This is a genomic window from Pedobacter sp. KBS0701 (assembly GCF_005938645.2).
GTDB lineage: Bacteria > Bacteroidota > Bacteroidia > Sphingobacteriales > Sphingobacteriaceae > Pedobacter.
Window position 1 is genome coordinate 4841966 of record NZ_CP042171.1, and the last position, 23001, is coordinate 4864966.

At 41.1% G+C, this 23001-nt stretch carries 14 protein-coding genes, 2 tRNA genes and 4 rRNA genes; 8 read left to right on the forward strand and 12 right to left on the reverse strand.

Annotated features, from left to right (window positions below; all coding sequences use genetic code 11):
* Window positions 1–46 precede the first annotated feature (46 nt).
* Window positions 47–1378 (forward strand): sigma-54 dependent transcriptional regulator, encoded by a 1332-nt coding sequence (locus tag FFJ24_RS19515; protein ID WP_138818841.1) that lies wholly within the window; start codon window positions 47–49, stop codon window positions 1376–1378.
* Here the strand turns inward: FFJ24_RS19515 and FFJ24_RS19520 are convergent, their stop codons facing one another.
* On the reverse strand, window positions 1379–3856 hold the full coding sequence (locus tag FFJ24_RS19520) for a hybrid sensor histidine kinase/response regulator (RefSeq protein ID WP_138818842.1): 2478 nt from the start codon (window positions 3854–3856) through the stop codon (window positions 1379–1381).
* A gap of 140 nt (window positions 3857–3996) precedes the next feature.
* On the opposite strand from FFJ24_RS19520, the gene FFJ24_RS19525 reads away from it, so the two are divergent.
* Window positions 3997–4686 (forward strand): YafY family protein, encoded by a 690-nt coding sequence (locus tag FFJ24_RS19525; RefSeq protein ID WP_138818843.1) that lies wholly within the window; start codon window positions 3997–3999, stop codon window positions 4684–4686.
* On the opposite strand, the gene FFJ24_RS19530 is transcribed toward FFJ24_RS19525, so the two are convergent.
* Window positions 4683–5021 carry a type II toxin-antitoxin system RelE/ParE family toxin gene (locus FFJ24_RS19530; protein ID WP_138818844.1) on the reverse strand — a complete coding sequence of 113 codons (339 nt, stop codon included), beginning with the start codon at window positions 5019–5021 and terminating at the stop codon, window positions 4683–4685. The two genes, FFJ24_RS19525 and FFJ24_RS19530, sit on opposite strands and share 4 nt — an antisense overlap.
* Complete coding sequence (locus tag FFJ24_RS19535; protein WP_138818845.1) at window positions 5011–5283, reverse strand: hypothetical protein; 273 nt, start codon at window positions 5281–5283, stop codon at window positions 5011–5013. The genes FFJ24_RS19530 and FFJ24_RS19535 overlap by 11 nt, the downstream gene beginning before the upstream one ends.
* Window positions 5284–5428: 145 nt before the next feature.
* Here FFJ24_RS19535 and FFJ24_RS19540 point away from each other — a divergent pair, with 145 nt between their 5' ends.
* From FFJ24_RS19540 to rlmN, 4 genes are all read left to right on the forward strand, one after another.
* Entirely contained in the window at window positions 5429–5926 is a 498-nt protein-coding gene (locus FFJ24_RS19540) for a DinB family protein (protein ID WP_138818846.1), read from the forward strand.
* Window positions 5927–6225: 299 nt separating this feature from the next.
* A complete protein-coding gene (locus FFJ24_RS19545; protein WP_138818847.1) occupies window positions 6226–6747 on the forward strand; it encodes an NADPH-dependent FMN reductase in 522 nt (173 codons plus the stop codon).
* Between the two features lie 27 nt (window positions 6748–6774).
* Window positions 6775–7749, forward strand: a complete 975-nt coding sequence (gene rluF, locus FFJ24_RS19550) for a 23S rRNA pseudouridine(2604) synthase RluF (RefSeq protein ID WP_138818848.1) — start codon at window positions 6775–6777, stop codon at window positions 7747–7749.
* An 89-nt stretch (window positions 7750–7838) separates the two neighbouring features.
* Entirely contained in the window at window positions 7839–8894 is a 1056-nt protein-coding gene (gene rlmN / locus FFJ24_RS19555; protein WP_138818849.1) for a 23S rRNA (adenine(2503)-C(2))-methyltransferase RlmN, read from the forward strand.
* A 457-nt stretch (window positions 8895–9351) separates the two neighbouring features.
* Here rlmN and rrf (FFJ24_RS19560) read toward each other — a convergent pair.
* The 6 genes from rrf (FFJ24_RS19560) to FFJ24_RS19585 form a co-directional block, all read right to left on the reverse strand.
* Window positions 9352–9463 (reverse strand): 5S ribosomal RNA (rrf, locus tag FFJ24_RS19560).
* 190 nt (window positions 9464–9653) lie between these two features.
* Window positions 9654–9765 (reverse strand): 5S ribosomal RNA (gene rrf / locus FFJ24_RS19565).
* Between the two features lie 140 nt (window positions 9766–9905).
* Window positions 9906–12780 (reverse strand): 23S ribosomal RNA (locus tag FFJ24_RS19570).
* Window positions 12781–13209: 429 nt separating this feature from the next.
* A tRNA-Ala gene (locus FFJ24_RS19575) sits at window positions 13210–13286 on the reverse strand.
* 82 nt (window positions 13287–13368) lie between these two features.
* Window positions 13369–13446 (reverse strand) — tRNA-Ile (locus FFJ24_RS19580).
* Window positions 13447–13698: 252 nt separating this feature from the next.
* Window positions 13699–15220: ribosomal RNA gene (locus FFJ24_RS19585) — 16S ribosomal RNA — on the reverse strand.
* The 16S, 23S and 5S rRNA genes sit together here with 2 tRNA genes alongside, the layout of an rRNA operon.
* 892 nt (window positions 15221–16112) lie before the next feature.
* Between FFJ24_RS19585 and FFJ24_RS19590 the strand changes: the two genes are divergently transcribed.
* Both FFJ24_RS19590 and FFJ24_RS19595 read left to right on the forward strand, forming a co-directional pair.
* Complete coding sequence (locus tag FFJ24_RS19590) at window positions 16113–16811, forward strand: ComF family protein (RefSeq protein ID WP_138818850.1); 699 nt, start codon at window positions 16113–16115, stop codon at window positions 16809–16811.
* A 60-nt stretch (window positions 16812–16871) separates the two neighbouring features.
* Entirely contained in the window at window positions 16872–18245 is a 1374-nt protein-coding gene (locus tag FFJ24_RS19595; RefSeq protein ID WP_138818851.1) for a hypothetical protein, read from the forward strand.
* 549 nt (window positions 18246–18794) lie between these two features.
* On the opposite strand, the gene glmS is transcribed toward FFJ24_RS19595, so the two are convergent.
* The 3 genes from glmS to FFJ24_RS19610 all read right to left on the reverse strand — a co-directional run bounded on the left by glmS (window position 18795) and on the right by FFJ24_RS19610 (window position 22862).
* On the reverse strand, window positions 18795–20633 hold the full coding sequence (glmS, locus tag FFJ24_RS19600) for a glutamine--fructose-6-phosphate transaminase (isomerizing) (protein ID WP_138818852.1): 1839 nt from the start codon (window positions 20631–20633) through the stop codon (window positions 18795–18797).
* Between the two features lie 150 nt (window positions 20634–20783).
* On the reverse strand, window positions 20784–22055 hold the full coding sequence (gene glyA, locus FFJ24_RS19605; protein WP_138818853.1) for a serine hydroxymethyltransferase: 1272 nt from the start codon (window positions 22053–22055) through the stop codon (window positions 20784–20786).
* A gap of 63 nt (window positions 22056–22118) precedes the next feature.
* Window positions 22119–22862, reverse strand: a complete 744-nt coding sequence (locus tag FFJ24_RS19610) for a ScpA family protein (protein WP_138818854.1) — start codon at window positions 22860–22862, stop codon at window positions 22119–22121.
* Window positions 22863–23001 lie beyond the last annotated feature (139 nt).

The following is a 23001-nucleotide window of genomic DNA, read 5'->3' on the forward strand; positions in this document are numbered from 1 at the left end:
ATGATAAGAAAGCCGGATTATGTCCGGCTTTTCTTATTTTTGTTACATGGCGAGAATCCTGATTTTAGAAGACGATACCACATTTGCTCAATTACTTGATGGCTTTTTAACAAAAAAAGGTCACGAAATTACCCTCGTAACCCAGGTAAAGCAATCATTTAAACAGGTTGAAACCTATACATTCGATTTACTTTTAATCGATTACCGCCTGCCAGACGGAACCGGATTTGAAGTGCTTACTCATCTTCGTGATCTGGGTCTTTCCATTCCGGTAATCATCATGACCAGCTTTAATGATGTTCGCACAGCAGTAAAATCTATTCAATTGGGTGCGTTTGATTACATTACAAAGCCAGTTAATCCAGACGAATTATTAATGGTGATCAAAAATTCTTTAGCTAAAAAGGATTTAAAAAGTATTGAACCAAAAGAAACAAACAGCGACTTTATAAAAGGGAAAAGTGCAATTGCAGATAAACTATATGAACATATTAATTTGGTAGCCCCTACAGACATGTCGGTAATTATACAGGGCGAAAGCGGCACAGGAAAAGAATTTGCCGCCAGAACCCTGCATCAACAGAGTAAACGTGCTGATAAACCTTTTGTGGCAATAGATTGTGGTGCTTTATCAAAAGATTTAGCCGCCAGCGAATTATTCGGACATGTTAAAGGTGCTTTTACGGGTGCTTTAAATGATAAAAAAGGTCAGTTTGAAGCGGCCGACGGAGGAACCTTGTTTCTGGATGAAGTGGGTAACCTGAGCTATGAAGTGCAGATTAAATTGCTTAGGGCCTTACAGGAAAGGGTAATCCAGCCTTTGGGTAGCACCAAACAGATTCCGGTTAATGTCCGTATCATCACGGCTACCAATGATGACCTGGCCAATAGCATGCAACAGGGAGAATTTAGAGAAGATTTATACCACCGTTTAAATGAATTCAAAATCCAGCTTCCGCCATTGAGAGAAAGAGGTGGAGATTTGGAACTGTTTATTAATCATTTTATACAGTTATCAAACCGCGATTTAGACCGGAATGTTAAAAGTGTATCTGCTGAAGCGAAAGCATTATTGTTAAGTTACGATTGGCCGGGAAATCTGCGCGAGCTTAGCAATGTGATCAAACGTATGGTTTTATTGAGCCCTGGCGATATTGCCCAGATTAGTGCACTACCTGATGAAATGATGATTTCTATCCATCAGCAATCAGCTCCTGGCAATTCATCTGATCTGAAAGCAGTTAACGAACAGAATGAAAAAGCGTTAATTACGGAAACGTTAATCAAAGTAAGACATAACAAATCAAAAGCTGCTAAAATTTTAAACATCGATCGTAAAACACTATATGCCAAAATGGAACGCTACGGGATAGAGTAGTTAGCCCGCATTAGCGTAGTCTATATTTTCCATAAAGGCAATCAAACTATCCAGCTTTCCGATCTGTAACAGAACTTCAGTTTTAATGTTCCCCGTTAAGCCTTTTTCAGCTATTTCTATTTCTAAGGTTCTAAAGGCATTGGCCAATGTCTTCGACCCCATTTGTGCAGTGCGTCCTGCAAGGCGATGAACCAATAACCTACTCTTATCCTGCTCGTTTTCGTCCAGGTGTTTTTTGAGTTCAGCAGCATCATCGATCGAATCCTGCTTAAAACGGTTTAGGATTTTTTCAAGCATCTCCTGATCGCCAAAAGTCATTTTTTCTATCGAAGAAAAATCAAATTCGGGCTGCGCTGTTAATACTTCTGTTTTATCAAATATAGATAGGATATCGACCGCCCTAAACGGTTTCATAATCAGGCCGTCAAAACCCTCACTCAAAACCATCTCACGCTCTTCAGGTAAAACCTGTGCAGTAATGGCATAGAATTTAATATTTTGCGGCAGTTTCTTTTTTAATAAATGGCACAGTTCGAAACCTGTCATTTCGGGCATGCGCATATCAACTAAAACATACTTTAAATCCTGGTCGGGTTCAGCATTTAAAATATCTGCTACCTGGGTAAAACTTCTGTAAGGGATTTTGTTTTTTTGAAAAATCATTCCGCATAAATCGAGAATAAGTTTATCATCATCAATTACCCAAACCGTTCCAGGGTTTACAATAGCATAATGCGCTAAGTCTAAAGCATCATTTACGCGCTCAGTGGTATTTTCATACCTCATGTAGATATTAAATGTGGTACCAATGCCCGGCTTACTTTTCACATAAATTCTTCCTCCCTGAGTTTCAATCAAAGATTTAACAATAGGTAGGCCCAAACCTGTACCGGCAGGGTTAATAATATATTTCTCAGGAGATTCTATCTGCTCAAATTCATTAAATATTTTAGGGATATCTTTTTCTTCAAATCCTATTCCGGTATCCTTTATGGTAAAATGAAAGTGAAGATCCTCACCTTGCTTTTTGTAAGATACAGAAAGTTTAATTTCACCTTTTAAGGTAAATTTTACGGCGTTACCCAATAAATTAAATAAAATCTGCTTTAGTCTAAAAGCATCGCCCTTTACAAATTCCAAACCGGCAAGATCAAGTGCTGTATTTAACTGAAGTGATTTCTGTTCTGCCAATGGCCGCATTACCGAAACTACTTCATCAAAGGCTTTTTTGATATTAAATACCTGATTATTAAAGCTAAACTCACCTGAAATAATCCGGTTATAATCTAATACCTCATTAACAATCTGAAGTAAATGAATGGAAGACTGATAAATCGCATCCACATCTTTTTTGTTGGGCACATCCTGCTGGGTAATCAGCTCAGCGTAGCCTAAAATAGACTGCAGCGGGGTTCTGATCTCATGGCTCATGTTTGACAGGAACCGCTGCTTCGCTTTACCATGGTATTCTGCTTCATCTTTAGCCAGCTCCAAAGCCTTTCTATACCTGTTGCTTTTTGTAATATCTGCTAAAATTAAATACAGCAGAATAACCGTTAACAGAAAAAAGATAATGATAATGGTTGTGATCTGTGTAATTCCGTCGTTAACCACTTCCTTGGCCTGAATACCATTTAAGTCAACCTGCGCTACCGCCTCACCCTCTACCTCACGAAGAATCTGCAGCATTTTCGCAGTTAAGGCATTACTGGCACTTGATAAATCAGCCTCCCTTTTTAAAAATTTCTGGCTTTTCTGACGCTGTTCCAGCTCGATATTCCTTAACGAACCCGTCATGCTTTTCATGATGCTGTCTTCAGCCTTTGCATTTAAGGTATCACGCTTAACCTTAAATTCTTCGTTAATGATTTTATAAACATCTGATTTCTTCTTCCCAAAAAGTTTGCTCAGGAAACCTCTTGATTTTTGTTCTTCCTCTGGCGCAACCGTGGTGGTTGATGTGGTCGTTTCGGTAGTTAATACTGCACTATCCGTTTGCCTGCTGCGTATAGCCACCAGCTCATTCAATTTCTTAACTTCGTCAGAAAAAGATTTGGTATTGACCAGTGTTTCCCTTACTTTAAGGTAGTTTACAAACTGTTTATCGCGATCTGAAAGTAAATTTTTGATCGATTTTATCCTAGACAATTGCGCAGAGTCTCCACGATATAATTTGCGAAGCGTATCTAAACTTGATCTTAACTTACGCGATTCCTTAAGGAAACTATAATTGCCCTGTTTATTAAAAGCTTCATCACGTTGCAACTGATCCAACCTGGCTATCTTGTGCGAAAGATCATTAACAATCCTTAAACGGTCGTTCGGCGCTGAAATTTCTTCCACGGTATTCAGCATCCTGGTAAAAGCGAACTTGCTGATACCCCATGCCAATAGCAGCGCAAAACAGGCGAACAGAAAACCTATAATTACTTTACTTTTTATTGCCCGGAAGAAACGTTTTTGAATAACAGCCGCCATTTAATTCAGATTATTACCTTAAACCATTATAATAACGGTTTATCGTTTAGAATTGGTATCTGTTTATCTTTTACAAATAACGTACCATAAGAAAATTGGTTAAAAAGCTTTAATTTTATCATCGCCTAAAAAAACCAAACATGAACCGTATCGACCGACTTTTTGGAATCCTGACTTTACTCCAATCCAAAAAATATATTACTGCAGAAAAAATTGCAGAAAGATTTAACATGAGCATACGTACGGTTTACCGCGATATTAAAGCGCTTTGCGAGCAGGGAATACCCGTAAGTTTTGAGCAACATAAAGGTTATTATCTCGTGCAAGGCTATTTTTTGCCACCGGTTTCCTTTAATATGGATGAAGCCAATGCTTTATTATTGGTAGAAAGTTTGGTAAATGGTTTTGCGGATAACTCCATCCGTACGCATTACTCTTCTGCACTAACCAAGGTAAAAGCAGTATTAAAAACAAGTCAAAAAGAAAAACTCGAAACTTTAAACCAGCATATCAAACTGCAGATTCCTGAAAGATTGAGTTTCAACTTTGAATACCTGTCCCTTATTCAGCACGCCATCGCCGAAAAATACCTTATTGCACTTGATTATAAAAATAATAAGGAGGAGGTAAGCAAAAGAGAGGTAGAACCGATCGGATTAATTTTTTACGCATTTAGCTGGCACCTCATTGCCTGGTGCCATTACCGAAACCAATACCGCGATTTTAACCTCACGCGGATTATCTGCCTCAAAAATTTGGGTATTCCTTTCAAAAAAACGCAACATATTCCATTAAGCGATTATATGCATCTACTGCCGGTAAATTATTAAGAATCAAAAATTCCTGCATCTTTCAAACGTTGTATCACATCTTCAATATTTACGGTTGAATGGTCGCTTTTGAGGTATATTTCGGCAAGATAAACTATTTTATCAAGGACAACGACATAAATTATAACCCTTGCACCGCCAGATTTACCCTTATTCGTACCAGAAATGGATAATCGGATTTTATAAATGTTCTGGCTTAGATGAGCTCCCAATTCAGGATTTACTTCTAAATCATTAATGAGTTTTAATAAATCAGATTTTATGCCGCGATGTTTCTTAAAGATTCGTTTAACTTCCCTTTCAAAATTAGGAACCGTTTTAACCTTAAAGCTCATCTAAAAAATCTTTGGCATCTCGTAATTCTATTTTTCCTTCGTGATGAAGATTGATTTGTTCAAGAGATTCTTTTAGGCGCTTATAGATTGCCTGTTCAGGTCTATTTGGTGTTCTTTCTTTTGCTTTAATATTAGATACAACCTCGTAGTTCAAGCCCAAGGCATCAAGCACAGCCTTTACAGCTTTTTCAGATTTCTTGTTTTCGATATTTACGGTTAACGTCGTCATTACTACAAAAATACACTTTTTTGAATAAAACATTTCTCAATTAAATTATTTTTTCACACTGCCATAGGGTTGTCAGTAGTCTGTATTTTCTTTGTGTAAACAAACATCAAAAATCATGAGCATCGCCGATTTATTACTTATGGAGTTACACACAGTAGAAAAAACAAAACAGAAAAATATGGACATTATTAAATTATTATTGAAAGAGTTGGCAGACGAATTCAATACCACGAAAAAATTCCTGGCCATTGTACCGGCAGATAAATTTGACTGGGCACCGCACGAAAAAAGTATGAAAATGAAATCGCTTGCGGTTCATATTGCCGACCTTCCACGCTGGGTTTCATTGGCTCTAAATACCGATGGACTGGATTTTGAAACCGAACCTTACACAGAACCTCATGTAGAAAATGCTGGTGACCTGGTTAAAATTTTGGAGAAAAATTATGCAGCCGGAAAGGCCGATTTAGAAAAAGCTACCGAAGATAATTTAAACGGGCGTTGGGTACTCAGTATGGGTAAACAGGTTTTGGCCGATTATTCTAAATACGAAACCATCCGCCACTCTTTAAACCAAACTTCTCATCACCGGGCACAATTGGGTGTTTATTTAAGGTTATTGAATATTCCAATTCCGGGAAGTTATGGCCCAAGTGCTGATGATCATAGTTTTTAGTTTATAAAGATAATCGTCATTTCCGTACAGGCATAAATCGATGTCGTTATTTAAGCGCCCAACACATTAACCACAGGTAAAAAGGATAAACACAGATATAAAAATCCGTGTTTATCTGTGCAGATCTGTAGTTAAAAGCCTTTAAATTAAGGCCATTGGGCTTGAATATTAAAGCTATTGAATCAGCATTATCATCGATCAGCTGTTGAAACTTGTTGCGTTTCAATGGGTTCATTTGAAATGACCATCGAATTACCAGGTCCACTTCATACTTTAGCTGCACTTTGCTATTTTTAGCAATGAAAAAAATATTTGCGATTTCAGGCAGCACCAAAACTTCATCAACCAACGGACTTTATATTTCGGCTATTAGCCAGCTTCTAGGGAAAGATTTTGAGGTCTCCATCTTCCCAACTATTGCAGATGTTCCACATTTCAACCCTGATCTGGATTTAGCAGATCCACCAAAGGTTGTTTATGATCTTCGTAAAACCATCCAGGAAGCAGATGGCATCATCATTTCTACACCTGAATATGCTATGGGGCTACCCGGTTCATTAAAAAACCTGCTCGATTGGACGGTAAGTGCCGCATCGTTTTCTGATAAATCCGTTTTAGTGCTTGTTGCTTCTACACAGGGTGAAAAAGCCTATCAATCCATAATAGATATTTTAACCGTACTTGAGGCTAAAATATCTTCACAGCTCATTCCCTTTGCAAAAGCTAAAATTAATCATAATGCAGAAATTACAGATCACGAAACTTTAACAAAGCTTAAAAGTACTGTTCATGCATTTGTTGCTACTGTTGAGAATGGATAACACAATTTATTTCCGTAAAATTGCAGCATGAATAATAATTCTGCCACCCGTTTAAATAAATTCATCAGCGAAAGCGGATTATGTTCACGCCGTGAAGCTGACCGCTATATTGAAAAGGGCACTGTTTTTATCAATGGAAAAAGGGCTAAGGTTGGCGATCAGGTTTTTGCAGGCGATAAAGTGATGGTAAACGGCCATAACATCGAACCTAAAGAAGAAAGTAATTTCATCCTGCTGGCTTTTAACAAGCCTGTTGGCATTACCAGTACTACTGAAGGCAGCGTACGCGATAATATTGTCGATTACATTAACCACAGTGAAAGAATATTTCCCATTGGCCGGTTGGACAAAGATTCGTCAGGTCTGATCTTCCTCACCAATAATGGCGATATCGTTAACAAAATTTTAAGGGCAGGGAATAAACACGAAAAGGAATATGTAGTTACGGTTAATAAGCCCATCACTGAAGATTTTATTTTCGAGATGAGTAATGGAGTTCCAATCTTAGGTGTGAATACACGTAAATGCAAGGTAAGGCAGATCAGCACTTTTGTTTTCAATATTATCTTAATTCAAGGATTAAACAGGCAAATAAGAAGAATGTGCGAGCATTTTGGTTACGAAGTGACAAAACTCGAGCGTACACGCATCATGAATATCAGCCTTAAAGGTATCCCCACGGGAGAATTTAGGGAACTTACCGAAGAAGAGATGAAAGCCATTACCAAAAGTGTCGAAAACTCATCTTCTGAAGCTAAACCCAAAACAAAAAGCACTACCAGGAAAAAAACAAATACCTGGGAGGAAATCCCTGAACTTAGAGAAGAGCAAACAAAAAAAACGTTTAAACCAAAGCCGTCTGGCCCAAAATCAATAGGAAAAAAGAGCGCAGGTCATTCCGGAGCAAAACCAACAGGAAAAAGCAATGCGGGGAACAGAAATTCCAGACCTGCTAAAGGTAAGGCAATCAGCAAGTCAAACTCAAGAGGCAGAGGAAGATAAAGCTAATTAATTGTAAAATTTGGCCTCTTACAAGCACCCTCAACTTCTACCTTTCTGCCTTACACCTTTTTTAAGTACCTTTGCAACAAATGGTAACAGCAAAAAAAACCGATATCCGTGCATTAGATCTTCCCCAATTGCAACAACACCTTGTAGCAATGCAACAGCCTGCATTTAGGGCCAAGCAGATTTACCAGTGGCTTTGGGAAAAATCGGCTACGAGTTTCGAGCAAATGAGTAATTTATCTAAAGACCTTCGTAAGGTATTGGACGAAACTTTTGCTATCAATGCCGTTCAGGTTAACAACTCCCAATTCAGTAACGACCATACCATTAAAAATACTTTCAGGTTAGCAGATGGTAATATTGTAGAGGGGGTGCTCATTCCTTTAGAAGACCGCATGACTGCTTGTGTGAGTTCGCAGGTGGGCTGTAGTTTAACCTGTAAATTCTGTGCCACCGGCTACATGGACCGTAAGCGTAATTTAAATGCGGATGAGATTTATGACCAGGTTGTACTGATTGATAAACAAGCGAAGCAGAATTATAACAATCCACTTACCAATATAGTGTATATGGGAATGGGAGAGCCTTTGTTAAATTATGCAAATGTATTGAAGTCTATCGAGCGTATTACAGCTCCGGATGGCCTAAACATGAGCTATAAACGCATTACGGTTTCTACCGCGGGCATTGCAAAGATGATCAAAAAACTGGGCGATGATGGCGCAAAATTTAATCTTGCATTATCCCTACATGCTGCTGATGATAAAAAGCGTAATGAAATCATGCCCATTAATGAAGCCAACTCATTAAAAGCATTGGCAGATGCACTTAAATACTATTTTGCAAAAACGAAGAATCCGGTAACCTACGAATACATTGTTTTTAATCATTTTAATGATGAAATCTCTGATGCAATGGATTTGGCCAAATTCTGCAAACATATTCCTTGTAAAGTAAACCTGATCGAATATAACCCCATTTCTTTCGCCGATTTCACCAATGCGGAAGGGGATAAAATTGATGCATTTTCAAATTATTTGAAAAGCCAGGGTATTAATACCAATATTCGCCGTAGTCGTGGCAAAGACATCGATGCCGCTTGCGGGCAATTGGCCGTTAAGGAAGAAGCGAACGCTTAAGCCATCTACTACAACATTCTTAATACAATCTCTTTCATTTTTTGAAGCGCGGTTTCCTGTGCATTTAGGTTGGGTTCGGTCCTGCTGTCCGTTTTACTCCGCCCATGAAGAATTGGCTCCGTGCTCACTCCCATCAGGGCTATTTAACCCTTGACAGAAGAAAAACAGGTAAGATTGAAACGGATGGATGAATGCCTCTGAGGAGATCAGCGTGATCTGCGGGAACAAACCCTTAACTTTGCTTAACTCTTTAATGTTGAGAAAAAGTTTATGGCTCCCTTTACCATTAAGGGATTAAGGACATTAAGAATAGCGCCCATACCTTAACCCTTCTTCACTCCTTAATGGTGAGAATAATCAAGAACTGTTAATCAAATGGAAGCTAATAATATATTTCAAAAAGCCTTTAAAACGAAGAAAACCCTTCAACATTTCTGCTGAAGGGTTTCTTTTTAAGATCTGGCACCGACCTACTCTCCCACGTGTTACCGCAGTACCATCGGCTCTGGTGGGCTTAACTTCTCTGTTCGGAATGGGAAGAGGTGGACACCACCGATATAGGCACCTGAATGTTTTTAATTAAGGTTGAAGGAAGGAGGGTTTTAGGGAGGGAGGGTTATACCTTCCGCCTTTCTACCGTCGGCCTTCCAGCCTTAATGTATATCGATTTCAGTATTTAAATTTCGCTGACCTTAAACACAAGGCCTTGTATATAACAAGAAAACCCTTCAACATTTCTGCTAAAGGGTTTCTTTTAAGATCTGGCACCGACCTACTCTCCCACGTGTTACCGCAGTACCATCGGCTCTGGTGGGCTTAACTTCTCTGTTCGGAATGGGAAGAGGTGGACACCACCGATATAGGCACCTGAATATTTTTAATTAAGGTTAAAGGGAGGAGGGTTTTAGGGTGGGAGGGTTATACCTTCCGCCTTTCTACCTTCGGCCTTCCAGCCTTAAATGACATATTATTGAAAGAAGTTAGTTTGAAGAACAAACAACAGTCTGTTTGCTTTGAAAGCTTCGGATGATTAGTACTACTCGACTGTGCTGTCGCCAGCTTTACATCTGTAGCCTATCAACGTAGTAGTCTGCTACGGTCCTATATGGAATTCTCATCTCGTGGCTAGTTTCGCACTTAGATGCTTTCAGCGCTTATCTATTCCCAGCGTAGCTACTCTGCAATGCCCCTGGCGGAACAACAGATTCACTAGAGGCTGGTCCAACCCGGTCCTCTCGTACTAAGGTCAGCCCCACTCAAAATTCCTACGCCCACAACAGATAGGGACCGAACTGTCTCGCGACGTTCTGAACCCAGCTCGCGTGCCACTTTAATCGGCGAACAGCCGAACCCTTGGGACCTTCTCCAGCCCCAGGATGTGACGAGCCGACATCGAGGTGCCAAACCTCCCCGTCGATATGAGCTCTTGGGGGAGATCAGCCTGTTATCCCCAGCGTACCTTTTATCCTTTGAGCGATGGCCCTTCCATGCAGAACCACCGGATCACTATATCCGTCTTTCGACCCTGATCGACTTGTCTGTCTCACAGTCAAGCAAGCTTATGCTATTGCACTCCGCGTACGGTTACCAAGCGTACTGAGCTTACCTTTGAAAGCCTCCGTTACCTTTTTGGAGGCGACCACCCCAGTCAAACTACCCATCAAACAATGTCTCCCCCTTAGAGGGATTAGACACCGAATACAGAAAGGGTGGTATTTCAACGTTGGCTCCACGACGCCTAGCGACGCCGCTTCAAAGCCTCCCACCTATCCTACACATCCTGTATCCAATGTCAATGTTAAATTGTAGTGAAGGTGCATGGGGTCTTTCCGTCCCGTTGCGGGTACCCGGCGTCTTCACCGGGACCACAATTTCACCGAGCTCATGGCTGAGACAGCGCCCAGATCGTTACACCATTCGTGCAGGTCGGAACTTACCCGACAAGGAATTTCGCTACCTTAGGACCGTTATAGTTACGGCCGCCGTTTACTGGGGCTTCGATTCAATGCTTCTCTTACGATGACATCCCCTCTTAACCTTCCAGCACCGGGCAGGTGTCAGGCCTTATACCTCATCTTTCGATTTTGCAAAGCCATGTGTTTTTGTTAAACAGTCGCCTGGGCCTTTTCACTGCGGCTGACATTACTGCCAGCGCCCCTTCTCCCGAAGTTACAGGGCCATTTTGCCGAGTTCCTTAGCCATGATTCACTCGAGCACCTTAGAATCCTCTTCCCGGATACCTGTGTCGGTTTGCGGTACGGGTTTTTATAACCTGAAGCTTAGCGGTTTTTCTTGGAAGTCTGATTACCTGCACTATCCACTCACCCGAAGGCTTGCGGTACTATCAGCGTTCAGCTAGATCGGCGGATTTGCCTACCGTTCTAATACCTACAGCCTTTAACGATCTATTCCGTCAGATCGCGGCAGTGTCACTACTCCGTCCCCACATCGCAGTTATAAAAAGTACGGGAATATTAACCCGTTGTCCATCGAATTTCCCCTTCGGGTTCTCCTTAGGTCCCGACTAACCCTGATCCGATTAGCGTTGATCAGGAAACCTTATCCTTTCGGTGGGCGGGTTTCTCGCCCGCCTTATCGTTACTTATGCCTACATTTGCTTTTCTATAAGCTCCAGCACCCATTACCAGGTACCTTCGCTGCCGATAGAATGCTCCCCTACCGATATATTTCAATCCCATAGCTTCGGTGTACAGTTTAATGCCCGTTTATTATCCATGCCCGATCGCTCGACTAGTGAGCTGTTACGCACTCTTTAAATGAATGGCTGCTTCCAAGCCAACATCCTAGCTGTCTGTGCAATCGGACCTCGTTAGTTCAACTTAACTGTAACTTGGGGACCTTAGCTGATGGTCTGGGTTCTTTCCCTCTCGGCGCGTGACCTTAGCACCCCGCGCCTCACTGCCGACTATATTATATAGCATTCGGAGTTTGTCTGGATTTGGTAGGATTTGACTCCCCCGCACCCAATCAGTAGCTCTACCTCTATATAACTCAACGTCGACGCTGTTCCTAAAAACATTTCGGGGAGTACGAGCTATTTCCCAGTTTGATTAGCCTTTCACCCCTACCCACAGATCATCCGGAAACTTTTCAACGTTTATCGGTTCGGTCCTCCAGTACGTGTTACCGCACCTTCAACCTGTCCATGGGTAGATCACAAGGTTTCGCGTCTACCTCCTCTGACTATACGCCCTATTCAGACTCGCTTTCGCTTCGGATCCGTGCCTGAAGCACTTAACCTTGCCAGAGAAGAGTAACTCGTAGGCTCATTATGCAAAAGGCACGCCGTCACGCCACCTGGACGCTCCGACCGCTTGTAAGTACACGGTTTCAGGTTCTATTTCACTCCCCTGTTCGGGGTTCTTTTCACCTTTCCCTCACGGTACTGGTTCACTATCGGTCTCTCAGGAGTATTTAGCCTTACCGGATGGTGCCGGCAGATTCCCACAAGGCGTCTCCGACCTCGCGGTACTCAGGATACTGCTAGGCTAGCATTCTATACGTGTACCGGGCTATCACCGTGTATCGCTGGGCTTCCCATCCCATTCCACTTCTGTTTGCTAATGCCATGTTGCAGTCCTACAACCCCCACTTTGCCGTAACAAAGTAGGTTTGGGCTCTTTCCCTTTCGCTCGCCACTACTTAGGAAATCATTGTTATTTTCTCTTCCTCTGCTTACTTAGATGTTTCAGTTCGGCAGGTTTGCTCATTATATGTGACATGTCTTCAACATGCCGGGTTGCCCCATTCGGAAATCTTCGGATCAATTCCTATTTGCAAATACCCGAAGCTTATCGCAGCTTATCACGTCCTTCATCGCCTCTGAGAGCCAAGGCATCCCCCGTGTACTCTTTATTACTTTCTTCTACTCTTGCGCCTTTTGCGCCGCAAGGTATGCTTTTTTGCTCTTGTTATGATGTCTCATTCCCAACGTAAAGTCGGGAGAGCACAAACACAACAGTCGCCTATTGTTGTTTGCTCTTCTTTTTTAACTTCTTCCAATATGTCAAAGAACTTTACTGAGGCTGAAGGCCGAAGGTATAAAGGCGGAGGGTTTCATTGTCCCCAACCTAAGCTTCGTTTCAGCTTCGTTAGTAAAAAACTGCGGTCTCGAACCGTTTCATATTTCGATATTATTATATCTATATATGTGCCCCCTGGCGTTTCTTCTTTTCTTAATCTTTATGTCAATGTATATTATCTATCCCGATAATAAGGTATTTATTCTGTTGTGGTCTATGTACCGGCTTAAAGTTTACCTCTTTGCCTTCTACCTTCTGACCCTCAACCTCAATGGTGGAGAATAACGGAGTCGAACCGTTGACCTCCTGCGTGCAAGGCAGGCGCTCTAGCCAGCTGAGCTAATCCCCCAGAGTATCAGTTTTGAGTTTGGAGTCATTAGTCTGGAGTATTCATAACTCCCAGGCTCTTTTCTCTTTACTCCCAACTTCAATGGTAGTCCCGTCCAGATTTGAACTGGAGACCCCTACATTATCAGTGTAGTGCTCTAACCAGGCTGAGCTACGGGACTTCTTGATTTCAGGTAAGCAATAGTTTGCAGTATATAGTATCTTACCGCTACTGCTTCCTTTGGCTTCCCCTTCTTGTCTCCGTTAAGCTTACCTTTATAGTAGCCCACCGTTTTCTTCTGGGTGTTTCTTTTTTCTCTTGTGCTTTTAAAGTATTTAGTATCCAGTATCAAGACCTTAAGCCTTATACCTTATTACCATATACCTTAATTAGAAATATCATGTTGCGTGGCGAGTAGGTGAGTCTACTCCAGAAAGGAGGTATTCCAGCCGCACCTTCCGGTACGGCTACCTTGTTACGACTTAGCCCCAGTTATCGGTTTTACCCTAGGACGCTCCTTACGGTTACATACTTTAGGTACCCCCAACTTCCATGGCTTGACGGGCGGTGTGTACAAGGCCCGGGAACGTATTCACCGCGTCATTGCTGATACGCGATTACTAGCGAATCCAACTTCATGGGGTCGAGTTGCAGACCCCAATCCGAACTGTGAATGGCTTTGTGAGATTCGCATCATATTGCTATGTAGCTGCCCTCTGTACCATCCATTGTAGCACGTGTGTAGCCCCGGACGTAAGGGCCATGATGACTTGACGTCGTCCCCTCCTTCCTCTCTGTTTGCACAGGCAGTCTGTTTAGAGTCCCCACCATTACATGCTGGCAACTAAACATAGGGGTTGCGCTCGTTGCGGGACTTAACCCAACACCTCACGGCACGAGCTGACGACAGCCATGCAGCACCTAGTTTCGTGTCCTTGCGGACTGATCTATCTCTAAATCATTCACTAACTTTCAAGCCCGGGTAAGGTTCCTCGCGTATCATCGAATTAAACCACATGCTCCTCCGCTTGTGCGGGCCCCCGTCAATTCCTTTGAGTTTCACTCTTGCGAGCGTACTCCCCAGGTGGAACACTTAACGCTTTCGCTTAGCCGCTGACTGTGTATCGCCAACAGCGAGTGTTCATCGTTTAGGGCGTGGACTACCAGGGTATCTAATCCTGTTTGATCCCCACGCTTTCGTGCCTCAGCGTCAATAAGACCATAGTAAGCTGCCTTCGCAATCGGTGTTCTGAGACATATCTATGCATTTCACCGCTACTTGTCTCATTCCGCCTACCTCTAGTCCATTCAAGCCCATCAGTATCAAGGGCACTGCGATAGTTGAGCTACCGTCTTTCACCCCTGACTTAACAGGCCGCCTACGCACCCTTTAAACCCAATAAATCCGGATAACGCTTGGATCCTCCGTATTACCGCGGCTGCTGGCACGGAGTTAGCCGATCCTTATTCTTCCGGTACATTCAGCTCTCTACTCGTAAAGAGGTTTATTCCCGGATAAAAGCAGTTTACAACCCATAGGGCAGTCTTCCTGCACGCGGCATGGCTGGTTCAGAGTTGCCTCCATTGACCAATATTCCTTACTGCTGCCTCCCGTAGGAGTCTGGTCCGTGTCTCAGTACCAGTGTGGGGGGTCATCCTCTCAGATCCCCTAGTCATCGTCGCCTTGGTGGGCCGTTACCCCGCCAACTAGCTAATGACACGCATGCCCATCTTTATCCTATAAATATTTGAACATTGGATAATGCTATCCTGTGTTTTTATGCGGTGTTAATCCGGATTTCTCCGGGCTATCCCCCTGATAAAGGTAGGTTGCATACGCGTTACGCACCCGTGCGCCACTTTCTCTTCCAGCAAGCTGGAAAATATCGTTCGACTTGCATGTATTAGGCCTGCCGCTAGCGTTCATCCTGAGCCAGGATCAAACTCTCCATTGTAAAATGTGTTGTAAGATGCTGACCAGTTTTAACTATTGTTAAAAATAGTCTTCTTTTTTTATGTTGTCTGTTAGACACCACCTTTAAAATAAAGCTACGTAATCATGTACTTTGATCGGTACTCCATTACCTCGCTACGCTACATTGACATCTCTTTTAAGAACTTATTGACCTGGTAAACCTCACGGCCGGTCATTTATATATCTTCAAACTTCTGTTCGTTCAAGTCGTGTTCGTCTTAAACGTGTTTCCATTTGTTTCAATCTTTTTTCTATCTTTCCGGCATCCGCCGTTCCGATTTTTTTACCCTTCCTTTCGGTTGGGAGTGCAAAGGTAAGGATCTTTTCCGAAATCACAAATAAAATAAATTTTATTTTTTAAGCCTTCTTCTTTCCTTGTTTGCTTTTCAATACGCCAGGTTTAACTGGCTTTCCGTTCTTCCGAACCGGGCTGCAAAGGTAACAATCTTTTTCTCTCCCGCAATATTTATTTTAAAATAAATCCTGCTCTCCTCTCTCTCTATAACACCTTTTCAACCAAATCCCTTCCTCCGAAGCGGGATGCAAAAGTAGGAAAATTCTCTATAACGCCAAAGGTTTTTTACAGAATAGTGCAGGCTTTGACGTAAGTGAATGGTTTTCAGCAGGAAAAAAAATTACTATAGTTAAAACTTTTTGAAGCAAAAGGTGTTTAAGCCTACTTATAAACCTCGCAGGTTTTTGAAATCTGCGATCTGAAGACTTATGAGTTCCCGGCGCACACGCCACCTGAAAACTTCGTAACATGCTTATATAGTAGCAAAACAACTGCTTTGCTAAAAAACTAGTTAACTATATTTTATCCTAGCCTTAAAAACATAGTATTCCTCGTAAATATTTTATAAATTAGTTAGATGCTTCGGGTTAGACAATGGACTTCTGATTTGTTTGGACTGCTGTTTCCAAATTTATGCAATGCATGCGGCCGTTCTTTATTTCGCCACGAACAGCTGATCTGTTTAAAATGCTTATACGATCTGCCTTTTACCGACTATCATCAATATGCAGATAATAGGGTTGCTAAGCAACTATGGGGCCGCTTACCACTTCATGCTGCAATGGCCATGTTATATTTTAAAAAAGGAGCGAAGGTTCAGAACTTGATACACAACTTAAAATATAACGGCAGAACAGATGTTGGCGTATTGTTAGGCAATATGCTGGGAGAAAAGCTAAAAACCGCAGCACTTTACCAGGATATTGATCTGGTTATTCCGGTTCCTTTACATCGTAAAAAACATAAGTCAAGAGGATATAACCAAAGTACCTTTATTGCAGAAGGAATTGCGACGCAGATGGGGATTGGCATTAGCGAGGACCACCTTATCCGGAATACTTCTACCGAGAGCCAAACTAAAAAAAGCAGGTATAACCGTTACGAAAATATGATAGGTGTGTTTAAGGTAAATTCTCCTGAGGATATAACCGGCAAACATATTTTACTGGTTGATGATGTAATTACCACTGGGGCAACGCTTGAGGCCTGCGCAAATGTACTCTTAACTACAGGAGCAACAAAAGTGAGCATAGCAGCACTTGCCTTCGCAGAATAATTACCACTATATGGTTTAAGTACTATTGTAAGTAGCGAAACAATTTTCTAAGTTTGATTTATGCGTTTAAATATTGGTTTGGTGATTTTAATTTCATTCTTTGGTTTAGCTTGCCGGAAAGCAGAGCGTATCACCACAGATCCGAATGCTAAACTAAATATCTCCAGTAAAGAGGTATTATTTGATACCATTTTTACTTCTGTAGGCTCAACAACCAGAAGAATAAAGATTGTAAACAAAAATAATGATGCGGTTAAAGTATCCGAAATCAGATTATCCGGAGGGAATACTTCTGCTTTTAGTATCAACATTAACGGAGAGCAAACGCAGCATAAAAATGATCTCATCATAAACGGTCAGGATTCTATAAATCTTTTTGTCAAGGTTTCGATCAATCCAAATTCAACCAATCTACCCTTTCTTGTTCAAGATTCTATCCTGTTAAATACAAATGGGAATAAACAGGTTATTCAGCTCCTAGCTTACGGACAAAATGCCGTATTTATAAATGAATCTACGGTTAATACGAATACCATCTGGACAAAAGCTTTACCCTATATTATTAATGGATCATTAACCATTAAGAGTGGGGCTTCATTAACAATCCAGCCCGGAACTAAAATTTATTTCCATAAGGATGCCAATTTAAACATAGAAGGAAATCTGATCGTTAATGGCGACTTTACTGAGCCTGTATTATTTTGCAGCGACAGGCTTGAAAGAATTTATAGCGATGAGCCCGGGCAATGGAAAGGAATTTTCTTAAAACGCACCGGACATGGACTGATTAAAAATGCGATCATTAAAAATGCATCTGTTGGCATTACCTCCGATTCTTTATCTGTTAACAATAACCCCAAATTAATTTTAAGCAACAGTATCATCAAAAACATGCAGGTGGCAGCTTATATCGGCTATCACTCAGAACTGCTCGCATTTAATAATGTGATGTATAACTGCGGAAATTATTTGATATATGGAGTTGGGGGAGGGAATTATAATTTGAAACAGAATACCTTGGTTGGTTACAACTTAAACTTTCCGCGTAAAACTGCCTCATTGAGCTTTTCAGATTACTTAGCAGCAAATGCGTACAATAAACTTCAAATCAATTTAACCAATAACATCATTTGGGGAAGTTTAACTAATGAACTTGATATCCAAAAGAAAACTTCTGCCATGGTGCAACTCAATGTGTGGAGTAATTTAATCCGGTGCACCAACAGTACTTATAACAGTAACGGCAATATTTTGAATATTGATCCCTTATTCATCAACCAGGAAATGGAAAATTTTGAACTCTCGGCGAACAGTTTAGCCAGAAAGAAAGGCGCTGATTTGAGTACCGATCCTTATTTTACCGTTTATCTTAATAAAGACATCAAAGGCAATACCAGATTTTACCCCTCAACCTTAGGTAGTTACGAGAAATAACAACTTTTTTTTATTTTTTTAAAACCAATCGTAGGGAAATCTCGTTTATGTATATGAGAGCGTTAATTTAGATGGTAAGGGTCGATATTTCTTCTAAAGAATATCGGCCCTTTACTTTTCACCAGGATTTTAAGATTATAGGATTACCACACGCTATCGTCATGCTGAATTTATTTCAGCATCTTTCATGCAAAACAGAACATGAAATAAATTCAGGGTGACGACTGTTCGAACAAAATGTCATACAATAGCTCAAAATCAATATTAAATTACCGAATCCAGATTTAAGTCTCTTTTTTGGCAACGATCTCCATCAATCATATTTATTTCTTTAGAATTTAGCATCGGCACAAATGGCGGCATTCAGCCCCGCTTTTCCTCTGCCGTTTTTAATTTACTGAGATCAAAAATATATAGCTCAAAACGGCATCCATTCATCTGATAGCTATCGGATCGGGCTTAGTTAACAATTCAGCATTAAATACTTCTACAATCAAAAAAGCAGCTACAAATTAATGCAGCTGCTTGATCTATTCGTTGTGTTGTAAATTATTCTACAGTTACTGATTTTGCCAGGTTTCTTGGCTGGTCTACATTACAACCACGCATTACCGCAATATGATACGACAATAACTGAAGTGGAATTGTGGCCAAGAGAGGTAAAAAGGCTTCATTGGCATCAGGAATTTCAATACAGTAATCAGCCATTTTTTTCACCTCGGTATCGCCTTGGGTTACAATAGCAATCACTTTACCTTTCCTTGCTTTTACTTCCTGTATATTGCTGATCACTTTTTCGTATGATGAATTCTGCGTAGCGATAAAAACTACAGGCATCTCTTCATCAATTAAAGCAATAGGACCGTGTTTCATCTCTGCAGCAGGATATCCTTCTGCATGGATATAGGAAATTTCTTTAAGTTTTAACGCTCCTTCTAAAGCTACAGGGAAGCCACTTCCTCTACCTAAAAACAAACAGTTGGTAGAATCTTTAATCTTTTCTGCTACTTCCTTAATCAGTTCATTCGATTCTAAAGCAATCTGAATCTTTTCAGGAATATTATCGAGCTCGGTTAAAAGTTCGATTAGCTTTGAAGTAGTAATGGTTCCTTTTTGTTGCGCCATATAAAAGGCCATCAAAGTTAAAACCGTTACCTGTGCAGTAAATGCCTTTGTAGAAGCTACACCGATTTCTGGTCCGGCGTGAGTATAAACGCCCGCATGCGTTAAACGCGGAATTGAAGCACCAGCAACATTACAAATTCCGAAAATAGTTGCCCCACGTTCTTTAGCCATCTCTATAGCCGCCATGGTATCGGCCGTTTCTCCAGACTGTGAAATGGCAATTACCACATCTTTTTCAGTAATAATCGGATTTCTATACCTGAATTCTGAAGCGTATTCAACTTCAACAGGAATACGGGCGTATTCTTCAATCAGGTATTCGCCAACCAAACCTGCATGCCACGATGTTCCACAGGCCACAATGATGATGCGATCTATATTTTTTAATTTCTCTGCAAATTCTTTAATCCCGCCAAGCTGAACTTTCCCTTCTTCAGGATAAATACGACCTCGCATACAATCTTTAATCGAACGCGGCTGCTCATAAATTTCCTTGAGCATAAAATGATCGAAGCCACCTTTCTCCAGCATTTCTAACTTTAACTGCAGCTCCTGGATTAATGGCGTTTGTACCACATTATCCAATCTTTTAACCAAAAGATCATCTTTGGTGATCAGCGCAATTTCATTATCATTCAGATAGATAACATTCCTGGTGTATTCGATAATTGGCGTAGCATCAGAAGCGATAAAGTATTCTCCCTGCCCCACACCAATTACCATCGGACTGCCTTTTCTGGCTGCAATTAAACGATCAGGATGATCCTGATCCATAATCACGATGGCGTAGGCGCCAATCACTTCCTTCAAAGCCAAACGAACGGCTTCCAAAAGATCTATATTTTCAATTTCCTGAATTTCTTCTACGAGATGAATGAGTACCTCCGTATCGGTATCGCTTTTAAATTCGTGCCCGCGGTTAATCAGTTCTTCTTTTAAAGTAGCATAGTTTTCTATAATGCCATTGTGTATAATTGATAATTTACCGTTGTTCGAAGTATGCGGATGGGAGTTACGGTCAGAAGGAACACCATGGGTTGCCCAACGGGTATGGCCCATACCAATAGTACCAGACTTATCCTGGTCTTTAGCAAACTCTTCTAAAACTGCTACTTTACCGGCTTTTTTATAAATATGCTCTCCGCTTTCATTCATTAATGCAATACCCGCACTATCATAACCGCGGTATTCTAATCTTTTAAGGCCTTTAAGTACAATTGGCCAGGCTTCTCTATAGCCAATATAGCCCACTATTCCACACATAATTTATGTCTAATTAATTTGGGATAAATATATAAACAAACGTTTGTTTTAAAGCATTAAGCGCTAAAGATCTTTTTATTTAATCAAAAAAGCAGCTACAAATTAATGTAACTGCTTTTTGTATACCAGTACTAAATCGAATTACCTTTCCTATTTATAAAGTGGAAATGCACTCACCAATTTAATCACTTCAGCTTTCACTGTATTTAGGTTAACTTCATCTTCCGGATTAGTTAAAACCCTGTCGATTAATTCAACAATCTGTTCCATTTCGGCTTCTTTTAAACCTCGGGTAGTGATGGCAGCAGTACCCACACGGATACCGGAAGTTACGAACGGAGATTTATCATCAAAAGGCACCATGTTTTTATTCACGGTGATTTCCGCTTTCTCTAAAGCATTTTCGGCGACTTTACCGGTGATGTTTTTATTGCGCAAATCAATTAACATTAAATGGTTATCTGTACCACCTGAAATAATGCCATAACCTTTTGCTACAAATGCTTTAGCCATTGCCTGTGCATTAGCAGCTACCTGTTTAATGTATGTTCCGTACTCTTCACTTAAAGCTTCGCCAAAGGCAATTGCTTTAGCGGCAATAATATGCTCCAACGGACCACCTTGTGTACCAGGAAAAACCGCCATATCGAGCAAGTTGCTCATTAAACGGATTTCGCCTTTAGGCGTTTTTAATCCCCATGGATTTTCGAAATCCTGGCCCATCATAATCATACCGCCACGTGGTCCACGTAAAGTTTTGTGGGTTGTAGTGGTTACAATATGGCAGTGTGGAAGTGGGTTCGCTAACAATCCTTTTGCGATTAAACCTGCCGGGTGAGAAATATCAGCTAAAACCAAAGCACCAATTTTATCAGCTACTGCACGGATAAAAGCATAGTCCCACTCACGTGAGTAGGCAGAGGCTCCGCAGATAATCAGTTTTGGTTTTTCGGCTAAAGCAACTTCCTCTAATTTTTTATAATCAATGAGTCCGGTTTCTTTTTCAACACCATAAAATAATGGCTGATATAATTTACCCGAAAAGTTAACTGGCGAACCATGTGTTAAGTGCCCGCCATGAGAAAGATCAAATCCTAATATTTTATCGCCTGGTTGCAGAACAGCAAGCATTACTGCCGCATTAGCCTGTGCTCCAGAATGTGGCTGAACGTTTACCCAAGCCGCACCGAACAATTCTTTTGCCCTATCGATAGCAATCTGCTCTACCACATCTACCACCTGGCAACCGCCATAGTAACGTTTTCCTGGTAAGCCTTCGGCATATTTATTGGTCAGTACCGATCCGGCAGCTTCCATTACCTGCTTGCTTACAAAATTTTCTGATGCAATAAGCTCTAAACCATGCTCCTGGCGGTTTAATTCTTTATCGATAAGTTCAAAAATTTGGTTGTCGCGTGTCATTGTATATTTAGGTTTGTATTTTTTTTGCAAAAGTAAGGATTTCAAATTTAATTTTGGCCGTATTTAGGATAATGCTTTCACATTAAAGTTGTTAAAGCCGCTCCCAATGGTTATCTCTAAGATTTGCTGTTGCAACATCTCTAAAATGGCCAGGAAATTATAAACGAAATGTACTTTATTTTCTGAGTTTTTAAGCACGAGGGCAAAATCGATCTGTTTATTGATATCAAGCAAGTTGGCAATAAAGTGTTTTTGCTGTTCGATGGTATAGGGATATTGCACTACAGTATGTTTAACTTCTTCACTGCGCAGCTCATACTTCTGCATGGTCCGGTGATAAACGGTTAAAAGCTTATACAAATCCAGTGATAAAAGCTCGTCCTGATGCGTAGATGAAGCGGCAGCCAATGTGAGATCATACGTAATGTTACCCCTCTGGTTTTGCTTTAACCGATCCTCTTCATAAACCTTCATTTCTTCTGCTGCTGATTTAAACTGCTTATAGGCAATCAGCCTGGCAATAAGGTCCTGCTCCGGGTTGATTTCGTTGCCAACCTCATCTAACTCGATCCTCGGTAATAACATTTTAGATTTAATCCGCATCAGGGTGGCAGCAACCAGAATAAATTCGCTCGCTACTTCTACATTTAAGGCAAGGAGTTGGTGAATATAAGCCAAAAAGTCGTTGGTAATCTTCGCAATCTCCACATCCTGTATATTAAGTTCATCGCGTTCAATAAAGAACAGCAACAAATCGAAGGGACCTTCAAATACCGGAAGCTTTATTTCAAAATTTTCTGCCTGCATGTAGCAACAAACATAATGAAAATTTCCAGGTCCTCTAACTTAAACGTTATACGTAACCCTCAGCCAAACTTCGCCAAATGCTCACCGCTCCACCCTAATTCAATGCCATAGGCCAATCCTCAACGCGCTGCGCCAGCCG